The sequence below is a fragment of the Collimonas sp. OK242 genome (assembly GCF_900107095.1).
In the GTDB taxonomy this organism is placed as follows: domain Bacteria; phylum Pseudomonadota; class Gammaproteobacteria; order Burkholderiales; family Burkholderiaceae_D; genus Collimonas.
Window position 1 is genome coordinate 25,268 of sequence record NZ_FNOR01000028.1, and the last position, 12,929, is coordinate 38,196.

Sequence of the window (12,929 nt, forward strand, 5' to 3'; positions counted from 1 at the left end):
ATGCAAAACACTTATCGAAAGAACGTTGATTTTCACTTCACAGCCATTGCCAGCCTGGTCTTGCTGGGCGCATTGAGCGCGTGCGGCGGTGGTGGTGGCGATAGCGGAAATACGTCTTCCAGCAACAGCGGTAGCCAGACAACCGCGCCGGCCACGACGCCCGTAGTCAATACTCTCGCCTTTAAACGCATGGGGGACGATTTCGGCAGCGGAGAGGTAAATGGGTACGATCTCGGTGGGACGATTGATGCTTCCGCCAACATCACATTCACGCATACGTCAACCAGTGTCAACGACACTACGGCTCCCTTCAACTTCACTTTTCCATCCGGCTTGCCGGGAGGCAGTGTGACAGCGACCAACGTTTTTTCGATCAGCAATACGGCAGCCAACAAAAACATCCAGATCCTGGCGCCGAATGCCACCAAGTTCGTGCAAAACGTCCATTGGCACAATATCGACAATGCCCATACAGGCGGTTTTGATCTGCCAGGTTACCAAGTCGATGCTTCGGCAACGGCATGGCCAGCCTCGGGCACAGCAATCTATTCGGGCAAAGCCTTTCAATCCATTTTGGAAGGAACCAGTACATCGGGCGTGTCGCAAGAAGCACGTGCCTTGTACTCCTCGGACGTCGTAGCGACGGTCGACTACGCTGCACAAAAGGTCACTATCACGATTGCGGGCAATCCTGTACTCATTGAAAGCAGCGGCACACCCACAGCCACTGATCCGAGTAAATTCGCCAGCACATTTACCTTTACGGGAGTGACCTATTCGGCGTTGGCTAAAAACTACAGTGGACCTCAACTGACAAGTGGATTCGGCTTGGGCGGCGGCGGTGACCTGATCCAGTTCTTCGGCCCCAACGCAGAAGAATTCGGCGGCGTTTTTAACCTTGGCGGATCTTTATCGACGTCCACTATTGCGTCGCAATTCATCTCCATGGCCCTACGTAAACAATAACCCTTTAGTTACCCCCGGTTCTTCGTCAACGTTTGATGCTGTTGGCAATGAGTCGGGACATCACCTCTTTTTTTACCTTGGATTTACTATGAACAAGCAAGCCTACCGCGTAATTTTTAACAAAAAACGTGGCATGTTAATGGCGGTAGCAGAGAACATATCCATCCAGGGTAAATGCACGGGGGTGGGCAGCGGGTCAAGTTGCACCAGTTCACCCTTGCTGCGCTTCGCGCAACTGGCCGTTGCCGTGGCTGCGCTGTTTGGCGGCGTCACGCTGGTGAATGCACAGATCGTGGCTAACCCGACGGCTGCGCCGAACATGCGTCCGACCGTTGGCGTTACGGCAAGTGGCATTCCCTTGATTCAGATTGCGCAGCCGAATTCCACTGGCTTGTCGCACAACGAATTTAGTTCTTTCTCAGTCGGGAGCCAAGGTGCAATCCTTAACAACTCCAGAGTGGTGACCGGAACGCAACTCGCAGGGCAAGTTCAAGGCAACCCCAATTTATCTGGCGGCAGCGCCAACGTTATATTGAATGAGGTGGTGGGCGGCAGCCGCAGTCAATTGAATGGCTATCTGGAAGTGGCCGGACAGAGGGCGCAAGTCATTATTAGCAACGAAAACGGCATCACATGCTCAGGATGTGGCTGGATCAACACCTCAAGAGGCGTTCTGACGACAGGCACGCCCGTTTTCGGCGGCGATGGCAGCCTGCAAGCTTTCCGCGTGACGCGTGGCGATATCCAAATCAACGGTCTCAACGCCGCCAATACTGATCAGTTGGACTTGATTTCCAGATCTGTCGCCGTCAATGGCCAGTTGTGGGCTAACCAGCTCAATGTCGTCACAGGAACAAATCAGGTCAATTTTGCTGATTTAGGTGTGCAGACCATCCAAGGTGACAATAACAAGCCAACCGTCAGCATCGACGTAGCCGCACTTGGCGGTATGTATGCCAACAAGATCCGCCTCGTGGGCACAGAAAATGGCGTAGGAGTGAGAAGTCTGGGGGGAATTGCCTCGCAGGCCGGTGACCTGAATCTGGACGCTCAAGGCCAAATTACCTTGGCAGGCCACACCAGCGCAACCGGTTCTGTGACGATACACAGCCATGACGGCATCGTCAATAGCGGCACGGTATATGGGCAACAAGCAGTGCAACTTTCCAGCGACAACCAGATTGCCAACAGCGGCACGGTAGCGGCTCAGGGAGATCTGACGCTGTTCGCGGAGAGTATCGCCTCGACCGGAGTACTCGGCGCCGGTATTGACACCAACAGCCAGGCCACACAATCTGGCAATCTCAACCTGGTGGCTGCTGGCGGTATCAGTGCAACTGGTCAGAATCTGGCTGGCGCAAATATTGCCATGAACGGCGCAAGTCTGAATCTCGCGCATGCGCAAACCAACGCTGTCGGCAATGTTGTCTTGACTGCGCGCGCCGGTGATATTGATCATACTGGCGGTAATGTGCAGGCCGCAGGTGCAACGTTAAATGCAACGGGCGCCGTAATCAATGATCAGGGCCGCATCAATGTGTCGCAGTTGACCAGCAATTCGGCGACTCTGTCGAACGTTGGCGGGAACATCGCCCAGTCTGGCACAGGAAACACGGGCGTCACGACCACAGGCGTACTCAATAACAGCACGGGTGTCATCACGACTAACGCCCAGAATCTGGCGATCCAGTCCGGTAGTTTGAATAATGCTTCCGGCCAGATCAATCATGCCGGCTCCGGCACGGCGACGATCCAGAGCGGTACAACGACGAACGCGCAAGGTGTTATAGGAACCAACGGGCAATTGGCGTTGACCGCCAGCAGCCTGAATAATCAAGCAGGCCGTCTTGTCTCCGCAGGGCAGGCCAACGTCCACGTGAGCGGCGACGTTGGGAATGCACAAGGAACGATCCAGTCGGGCGGCGCATTAACCGTTGCTGGAGCCAACGTCGATAATACGGCGGGGAACATCACTTCCTTGAACGCCGATGGGTTAACGCTCAATGCCAGCGGTCAGCTCACCAATGCCAACGCTGGCGTGATTGGCGGTAATGGCGACGTGGCATTGACCGCTGCCAGTGCGATTAACAGTGGCAAGATCACCGCCAGCCACAATGTCACGACCACGATTGTCAACAGTTTCGACAACAGTAACGGGAAACTGGCAGCCGGCAATGCTGTGACAGCCAGCGCGGCTTCTTTTAAAAATGCCAATGGCATTGTGGACGCCGCCTCGGTCGCGCTGACTGTGCCGCAACTGGACAATAGCAGCGGCAAGATCACGGCCGATCAGCTCAACATCACCAGCACCAATTTGACCAATGAACACGGTCAAATTATCCAGTATGGCACCAGTGCCACGCATATCGGTGTGGTCGGTACGCTCGACAACAGCAACGGCGGCCTGCTGCAAACCAATAGCGCTGACCTGTCTCTGACGCCGCAAGCGCTGAACAATAATGGTGGCACGATTGCGCTAGCCGGCAGCGGCGCCTTGACGCTCAATGTGGCTAACGGCGCAGGTAGTTTGTCGAATGCAGGTGGTAGCATCGGTAGCAACGGGCAAGCGGCGGTATCAGCTGCGAGCATCGCCAATCAGGGTGGTTCGGTATTTGCGCAAAAACAGCTTGATGTGACAGCGACGCAAGGCGGTGTTGATAACAGCGCTGGCGGCTATATTGGCGGCAGCAGCCTGAACCTGAATGCCGCAAACGGCCAGATCAACAACACTGCCGGCAAGATCGAAGGCACGCAGCAGGCTGTCACGCTTATTGCGCAAAGCTTGAACAACGCTGGAGGCACGGTGCAAAGTGTCGGTGCCGCGCCGTTGAACATTACCACTGCTCAAGCCATCAGCAATACGATTGCAAATAGCGTCGGTGGTTTCATTGGCGGGGCCGGCACGGTCAATCTGCATGCCGGGTCGTTCGATAACAGCGGCGGTACGGTCTACAGCAAAGATAATCTGGTCCTGCAATCGAACAGCACGCTGACGAACAATTATGGCGTGATCCAGGGGACAGCCAGCGTCACCACAAGCGCTACCGGTGCGCTCAACAACGCCAATGGTCGTATCGAGGCGAATGGCAGCACGGCGACATTAACCGTGTTTGGTAGCAGCATTGACAATACGGCGGGACGCATTGCCAATATCGGGACTGGCCTGACTCAGATCAACGGCGGTAGCCAGGTTACAAACCAACAGGGCACACTCGGCGGCAATGGTGAACTCGATATTAATGCCACCAATCTGGACAATAGCCAGCAAGGACAGGTGATCGCCGGCGGCAATCTGGTGCTCAATACTGGCGGTACAGTAAACAACAACGCCGGCAGCCTATATGCCGCGCAAAACCTACAGTTGAATCAGAGCGGCGCGACGCTGACCAATGTTGGCGGCAGAGTTGGTGCGGCGGCCAATATCAATGTAAGCGTTGCCAGTATCAACAACATTTTTGGTTTGATCGGCAGTTCTTCCGGTGCTGGCAGCGATATCGTACTTGCCACTTCTGGTGACCTGAACAACACCGCTGGCACGATCGCCAGTGGTCGAAATCTGAGTCTCAATGCCCCGACCCTGATTGGCAACGGCAAAGTGATTGCTGGGCAGGACGCGACGATCAATCTGCAAGGCGATTACGCGAATGCAGTGGGCAATACGCTGACCGCCAACCACAATCTGACCTTCACTACCACTGGTAATTTCACGAATACTGGTACGTTGACTGCCGCAAACGGTTTAACCTTGAATGCGGCCAATATCGATAATCAGTCCACGGGCCTCTTCAATGCCAGCGCCACCACGATCCAGGCCGCCAACGCCATCACGAATACGGGTCGTATATATGGCGACGATATTGCCCTTGGTGCGCAATCGTTGACCAATGATGTCGATGTCGCCAGTAGTCAGGCCGGAGCGATTGCCGCCCGCAATAGCATCAACATTGGTGCTGCCACCGTCGTCAACCGCGAGCATGCCATCATCCAGAGTCTGGGCGACATGACTTTCGCTCGCACACTTGACGCCAACCGTAAAGCCATCGGTACAGCGGACAGCATCACTAACAGTTCGGCCACTATCGACGCCGGCGGCAATCTGGTGTTCCAGACGGCGCAATTGAACAATACCAATGCGCACTTCGCGACCACGCAACAAGTCGATCCGACGCTGACGACCCATGTCACGGAATATGCGACACACGCTGCGCCAACCGTTTTGTACACGCCAGATCAGGTCACGTGGAGCGACAGTGGCGACGGCGGAATTGTGCTGGTGGTGCCGGGTAATAACCGTTTCGAGCAATTCTACAAACACGACTATACCCAGACTGTCTCGAAGACAGTCGTTACTAGCAGCGATCCCGGCAAGATCAGTTCAGGCGGCGGTATGGTCTTGTCGGGCAATATCACCAACGACAAGAGCACGATCATCTCCGGCGGCACCTTGTCGGGGACAACCGGCAACATCAATAACATTGGCGCGACAGGGACCACTGATACGGTCAATCACATGACTGCTGGTGAAAATTACTACCACTACGTCAACGGCCATCCTCACCAAAACTATTACGACTACGATAACGGCAGTCCTGCCGCCTACGACGTCACGTTGCCTTCGACGCCGCTGGCGTTGGCGGTCTGGACCGTGCAACAGAACACCGCACCCAACAGCGGTGCTAACCCCGCTCTGGGCCAAGGTGTAGGTGCTACTGCAGTGCCGACTGTTGGCGGCCTGGCTTTGGGATCTAATCAGGGTAGCCAGACCGTCACCGGCGCAAGCGGCCATGGCATCGCTGCTGCAGGTGGCACGGCAGGCAGCGGTGCGGGTGTCGGCGGAAGCAATCAAACCATCGGCAGCGCCGGCAATCCGTTGCCGAACCTAGTCTTGCCGAACAATCGCCTGTTTACGATTCAAGCCAATCCTGGTCAGCACTTCTTGGTCGAAACCGATCCGGCATTTACCAATTACGGTACTTTCCTCTCCAGCGACTACATGCTGGGCCTCCTGGGCATCAATCCACAGACGACAGAAAAACGTCTCGGCGACGGCTTCTATGAGGCGCAAGTCGTCACCAATCAGGTTGCGCAGTTGACTGGTAAGCGTTTCCTCGACGGCTACGCCAGCAATGAAGAAGAGTACAAGTCCTTGATGGACGCAGGGGTTGCCACCGCCAAGAAATTCCAACTTACGCCCGGCATTGCATTGACTGCCGAGCAAATGGCTTCGCTGACCTCCGATATTGTCTGGATGGTGTCGCAGGACGTGACTCTGCCTGATGGCAGCCACACCCAGGTGCTGGCTCCTGTCGTGTACCTGACGCGTGCCGATGCCGGCGACATTTCCCCGACCGGCGCGTTGATCTCGGGTAAAGATATCGATCTCACGATCAACGGCACTCTCAAAAACGGCGGCACGCTGCAAGCCTCGAATAACATGATTATCCACGCGACAGATATTGCCAACACCGGCAATATCCGCAGCACGGGCAAAGACGGCACGACCATTCTGGTAGCGCAGAATGACATTCTGAACAATGGCGGCAGTATTTCCGGCCACCGTGTCGGCGTGCTGGCTGGGCGGGATGTGACGATGGGCACCGATGCGATATCGGCGACCAGCGTACAAGGCGTCAACACAGTGCTGGGCCGCGTTGCCAGTGTGAGCGCCGATCAGCTCTCAATCCAGGCGGGCCGTGATATCAATCTGGTTGCAGCCGCGGTGAATACCACCGGCGATGCGGCGCTGGTGGCAGGTCGTGATTTGAACCTGAAGGCGGTCAATACCCAAAGCAGCTATAACGTCACCTACAACAGCGATAATCACCTGTATTCCAAACAGACACAGGTAAACGGTGCGGCCATCAATGCGGGCGGTAATCTGGCCCTGATGGCGGGTCAGGACTTGAATGCGGCAGCAGCGACCGCCAATGCTGGTGGTCAACTGACTGCCTTAGCCGGGCGTGATGTGAATATTGGCACGGCGCAACAAACCAGCAGCGTGGATCAGGCGATTTACACCACGTCGCATGGCATGCTGTCGTCGTCAAGCAGCCGGTCCCAGATGAATAGCGATACAACGGACGCCATTGGCAGCAGTTTCACTGGCAAGGGCATTGCCATTCAGTCGGGCCGGGACACCACCGTGCAAGGCAGCCAGGTCATTGCTAAGGATGACCTGAACATCAACGCCGGACGTGACTTGAATATCGTCAGTGCGCAGCAAACCAACAAGAACAGTTACTCTGCCGAGGAAAAGAGCAGCGGTTTGTCGGGCAGTGTCTTGACAGGTGTCAGCTACGGTCATAGTGCGCAGGATCAGCACCAGAACGGCACCAGCGTCACGCAGGTGGGCAGCGACATCAGCGGCGCTAACGTCAACACCAGCAGCGGGCGCGACACCACGATCACCGCCAGTGCCGTGACCGCCGATCAAAACATCGGCATCAACGCCGGACGCAATATCAATGTGCTTGCTGCGGCCAATACACAGACCTCGCAGAGTGACAGCCACAGCAGCGGCACCAGCATCGGTGTTATGGGTGGCGCCAATTTCCGCTTCACGAATTACAGCCAAACCAGCGCGGAACAGAACGGCAGCGGCAACGGTGTCGTGCAAAGCACCAGCTTGATTTCGGCCAATGGCGGCAATCTGAGCATGCAGGCCGGACTGGACAAGCAATACAAGGGCACCGGCCAGGGTAATGTGACCACCCAGGGAGCGGAATTGCTGGCTAAAAATCAAATGAGCATCGGCGGCAATGCGGTCGACTTGCAGGCGATCCAGGACAGTAGCAGCAGTCAATTCCATGCCGAGACCCACAGCGTGACCTTGGGCAGTAGTTTAACGGGCGCTATCGGCGGCGCGCTCACCAGCATAGGGGACATGGCCACCGAAAGCCAGCACACCAGCAATGACCGTCTGAAGGGCGCACTGGCTCTCAAGGCCGGTTACGACGCCTATAAGCTTGTCAACGGTGCGTCTCCGACCGTTTCCTCTGCAGAAGCAACGGATCCCAATCCGAGTAGCAGTGGCGGTGGCTTCGGCATTAGTGTGAATCTCGGCACCAGCCAAAGCAGGCAGGATAGCAAGAACAGCGCGACCCAGGCACGCGGCACTACTGCGCAAGCCAATACCATTGCCATCACCAGCCGGGAAGGTGATATCAGCATGGAAGGCGCCAAGCTGCAGGCTCAGGATATCAGTCTGGATGCCGCCAAAAATATCAATCTGAGCGCTGCCAAGAGCACAGCCGACTTGCAATCGTCCAACAGCGGCAGCAGCGCCGGCATTGGCGCTACCCTTGGCTCCAACGGCCAGCAGACCGGTTTGAGTTTCCAGATCGGCGCATCGGTGTCAAAGGGGCATGCCAACGGCACCGAGACGACCTACGACAATACGCAGATCAGCGCCACCAATCAACTCAGCGTCAAGAGCGGCGGCGATCTCAATATGAAGGGTGCGCAGCTGGCCGGCAACAAGGTCACAGCCGATGTGGGCGGCGACCTCAACATCTGGACCCTGCAAAACGTCAGCAACTTCGACAGCAAGCAGGAAAGCGGCGGCTTCAGTTTGAGTATCTGTGTTCCCCCGATCTGCGTCGGCCAGATGGTCAGCGGCAGTATCAGCTATGCGAAACAATCGGTTGACCACAACTACCAAAGCGCGGTCGGCCAAAGCGGCATCGCCGCCGGCAGCGATGGTTTCGATATCAAGGTGAAGGGCAATACGGACCTGAAAGGCGCAGCCATTACCAGCACGGCCACGCCGGACAAGAACGGCCTGCAAACGGCCAGTTTGACCTATAGCGACCTGACCAACACGCAGCACACCAACTCGGAAAGCGTCAGTGTCAGCGCCTCGACCGGCAGCATCGCCAGCAATGTGATGGGCAATGTACTGGGCAATCTCGGCGGTAATGTCGGCATGCCGAAGAGTGGCGACCAGACCAGCAGCACCAACAGCGTGATCAGTCCGGCCAAGATCACGATCACGGGCAGCGGCGACGTTACGAAAGACACCCAGAGCCAAGCGAACGCGACAACCCTGACCAGCCGCGATGCAGCTACAGCGAATCAGTCGCTGGCAAATACGTTGACGTTGCAGCAAGCGCAGGATCTGCAGGCACAACAGCAGAAGCAGCAAGAGAATCAGCGGGCTGCCAATCTCGTTGGTGCGGTGTTGACCAATGTCGTAGGGGATATCGCGCAGTCCAATAATTTGGCTGAAGGTTCTCTCGAAAAGATGGCGTTGCATGGGATCGTTGGCTTAATCGAAGCGAAGATCGGCGGCACCAGCGCTGCTGGTGGTATTGCGGCAGCAATGGGCGCTGAGGCGATGGCGCCTATCCTGAGCAACTATCTGCTTAGCCAGGGATACGTGAACGACCCAAGAGATCCAGCCGGACAAAAATCCTATAACGACATGATGAATCTCGGCGCGACGCTGGTTGGCGCGGCATCGGGCGCATTGGCTGGTGGCTCCGTCCAAAGTGCCAATGCTGGGGCAAATGCAGGCTTGATGGTAGATGCCAACAACAGGCAATTGCATCCGAAGGAACAGGCACTCGGCAAGCAACTGGCTGATGCCAGCAACGGAAAATATACGCCAGAACAGATAGACAATGCTATACGGCGCGCAGGTATCACTGGTACAAGTGTCTATGCTGACAAGGTGGACATAATACCGGATGTGACCAAGCCGGGAGCGATTTACGATACGGCGAGTTTCCAGCCTGCAGCGCCTGGTTCAAAAATGTTCGTTGAAACATTGGCGCCGATCGATCCTGGCGTTATCGCTTATGTGCAAGGGGCGACGGGCGGCAGTAAATCACCGTATTACTGGAGTGATGCTGCAATCGCCGCGTCGTCGGTTACATCGACAGGCTATTTGCCATCGTTGCCCCCTGCGCCAGAGGGAACATATCGCACGTCGCGGGTTGTAGGTGGCGTAGCGTATTCCCCGCTGGTGGCAAATTGTCCTGCTGCGGGTTGTATGACCGGTGACGTAATTGCCGGCGCATTGGGTGATCCAGCGACAACGGCGTATCAGAAAGCTCTTCAGCGGGATGCGGAGCGAGACATTAATATAGCCTCATTGGCATTAGGTATCGGAGGCTCGCTTTTCCGTGCAGCGGATGCCGTGGTTGGTTTGTTCGATGTGAGTACTGCGGCAAATAATGCTGCGGCGATTCGTGCTACGGTACTTGGTAATATCGCTGATAGCCAAGTGGCACGAGCGTCATCGAATTTTGAGCAACTAAGTCGTTATGGGAAGGCCTATGATTTTTATAGTCAAGCCGGATTTAGTGCTGATCGCGCGCTTGGTCATTTAGATGGCATTGATTTCTCGCAGCCGGTATTATTGACGAAGCTTACACCTGGAACCAACTACGTTCAAAATGTTCTGGACGGTAGAGTTGGTAATTATTTTGCACCTGTTGGAACGGCTGCTGAAACAGTCGGAATTAATCCTGCTGGGCGCGTTCCAATGATGTTTACCCCTTCGCAGCCACTGCCAGCTTTGCAGAGTACTGCGGCGGATATTCTTGACACGTGGACAGTGCCTAGCCACCCATATCAAACTACAGGCGGCGGTACGCAGTACTTTGTTCCGAATAAACCATTAATGATACAGGTGCCTACGCCATGAGTGAGAGATTGAAGTTGTTAGAAAGCGGCAAAAAAAGATGTGATGAATTACTTTCCAAATATCCGGGTAGTGTTGCGCTTCAATCAGTTGCTAAACAGATTGAGTACTTGATCGAGCTTGAGCAGGGAATACACTCTGACCGTTCGCGTCTCAAGGACATTACGATTGGTGTCTTGACAGCAAGGGAGATTGAACAGTTGGACGATGATGCAGCGGAGATTTTCTATCAGATTGCTAGTGCATCGAAAGTAATGTAATCAATCAAGTTCAGCCATGCCTTCGTATATATGCAGGTGATACCAAAATGGTGCGCACTCAATTGGAAGCAAAACTAGCCGCAATCAGTGTTCATATAAACAGCTATTCACTGGACGGGATTCGTAAATGAGTTGGACAAAACAAGAGCTGATTGATTTTTGTATCAGGAAAAATATTCCTGCGGAATCATATTCGTTATATGCAGATAAAGATGAGGCGTTCTGTTTAGACAAATTTGGCGAAGAATGGCGAATTTATTACTCGGAGCGTGGACAAAAAAATGAATTGGCTTGGGCTAAAAATGAAGCACAAGCTTTGAATATTTTGAAATTATTTCTTCTTGAAGCCTGTAAATTGATTTAACGATTTAACAGGCTGAGTATCTGCGGGTCGAGTTGCCGTGAAAGATTGCAATAATTTCAAGGTGTATATCGTTTCGTAAAGGGTACCCATCATGGGCGCAATTTTGGAAATAATGAATATCATAGAGAATGAAATTGTTGTTCTAGATATTGCGGGAGCCCGTGCAAGAGTGGTATGTGGCAAGCCTAGCGTCGAAGCTAGTTTGATTGCATTGGGATTTGTTCCAGAGGGCGATCAATTGGTGAGTCCAATTTCGGATGTTGCGGATAGACAGAAAATTGTCGGTGCACTTATTGAATTAGGAGCGCTCTTTGCAAGCGGTCGAGATTGGAGCCCCGCAGAGCTTGTCGACCTCTACCGCGAACAAGCAACTATATTGACGGGCTATCGTATGATTACTTGGAAGAATCCGAATCAGTATTTGATTATTGATCGTTGATGTAGCGGCCATTTGTGGCAAATTCGACGTAGCGTACTACACTACACCTTCGGCGCAAGAGGCGTGAAATGAGAAATGAACGCAATGTTGTTCGCGAGTGACTGCGCCAATACGGATTAATGGCCGGCCGGGTAAGAGTCGGGGGAAGAATTTGTACTTCCACCTATGGCCGGCGCTAGCAAGCGGCGCTCATTTCCACCATCTGCACCCGGTATTCCCCGGGCGTATTTCTCCAAAAGCATCTTTACGCTGTGACCTATCTGGTTGGCTATGTACGCTGGTGCTATGGCCATTACTTCCGACATGAAGCTAGATGTCTCCATGGTCCAACCGATTCAGACCACAGCTACGCCACTGGTGACAGTTGAGCGAAAAATTGCTCCGCAAACTCCGGCTATCCAATATCCGGGTGGGGGGAATCAAACCTTCTATGATTATCCTACTGGGAGCGTTAAAACTGATTATGTGCAGCCGGCGGGGGTTGCGCAACCGTTGGGCGAAAGTTACTCCCCCAGCGTCAACATCAACCCCTTAGCAAGAGGAGCTCTATATGAATCAAACAATCCCTACTGTAGATATATCCAATGACGGAAAGACAATCACTTACAAAGGGGGAGACGGAATTGCAAAATGGATAGTAGGTATTCCTTCATTAGGGGATTGGCAGCGTCTTGGGCGTGGAGTTTATAAAGAGGAAGCTTTGAAACAAGGGATTTTTCGTTGGCTTAGCGGGATCACCGAAAACGATGTAACGGTAGTTTTTTCGCCGCATGGGGGCTTGGATTTTAATTTAAGCTATAGTGTTAAAAATGCTAAATTGATAAAAATCTTTGAGACAAGATGAGATCCCCCTTTAATTTCTGCGCTAACCCTTGGGGTGAAAAACCTTAAGCTTAATCTGGGTCGCTCGAAGCGTGGCAGGTCGATACTGTAGTGGTCAAGTAAATTCGGACACGGCGATAGGTTTTTTTGCTGCCATGTTCCGTTCGTAGACGGAGGGCGGCAGATTGCCCAGAACTGAATGCAGACGTTCGTTGTTGTAGAAGCCGACGATGTAGGCGGCGATATCGATCTTGGCCTCCGCGTGATTGGCATATTGGCGCTGCCACACCCGTTCCATCTTGAGATTCAGGAAGAAGCGTTCGGCAACTGCATTGTCCCAGCAGTTCCCTTTACGGCTCATGCTGCAGATGAAACCGTGGCTGGTCAACAATGCTTGGTACTGGGCACTTGCGTACTGGCTGCCACGGTCTG

General features: G+C 54.1%; 7 protein-coding genes. 6 read left to right on the top strand and 1 reads right to left on the bottom strand.

Annotated elements, in window-relative coordinates:
* From BLV81_RS22035 to BLV81_RS22060, 6 genes are all read left to right on the top strand, one after another.
* Positions 1-966: a transferrin-binding protein-like solute binding protein gene (locus BLV81_RS22035; protein WP_092360062.1), complete on the top strand. Its 966-nt coding sequence runs from the start codon at positions 1-3 to the stop codon at positions 964-966.
* A gap of 88 nt (positions 967-1,054) precedes the next feature.
* The gene (locus BLV81_RS22040) at positions 1,055-10,615 is read left to right on the top strand and encodes a hemagglutinin repeat-containing protein (protein ID WP_092360063.1); all 9,561 of its coding nucleotides are present in this window, start codon (positions 1,055-1,057) and stop codon (positions 10,613-10,615) included.
* On the top strand, positions 10,612-10,872 hold the full coding sequence (locus BLV81_RS22045; RefSeq protein ID WP_092360064.1) for an immunity protein Tsi6 family protein: 261 nt from the start codon (positions 10,612-10,614) through the stop codon (positions 10,870-10,872). Before BLV81_RS22040 ends, BLV81_RS22045 begins: the two co-directional genes overlap by 4 nt.
* Before the next feature lie 127 nt (positions 10,873-10,999).
* On the top strand, positions 11,000-11,236 hold the full coding sequence (locus tag BLV81_RS22050) for a hypothetical protein (protein ID WP_092360065.1): 237 nt from the start codon (positions 11,000-11,002) through the stop codon (positions 11,234-11,236).
* Between the two features lie 91 nt (positions 11,237-11,327).
* Complete coding sequence (locus BLV81_RS22055; RefSeq protein WP_143036414.1) at positions 11,328-11,675, top strand: hypothetical protein; 348 nt, start codon at positions 11,328-11,330, stop codon at positions 11,673-11,675.
* Between the two features lie 550 nt (positions 11,676-12,225).
* Positions 12,226-12,519 carry a hypothetical protein gene (locus BLV81_RS22060; protein WP_092360067.1) on the top strand — a complete coding sequence of 98 codons (294 nt, stop codon included), beginning with the start codon at positions 12,226-12,228 and terminating at the stop codon, positions 12,517-12,519.
* 93 nt (positions 12,520-12,612) lie between these two features.
* Here the strand turns inward: BLV81_RS22060 and BLV81_RS22065 are convergent.
* Positions 12,613-12,929: integrase core domain-containing protein (locus BLV81_RS22065; RefSeq protein WP_143036415.1), on the bottom strand; the 317-nt coding region annotated here is incomplete at its 5' end.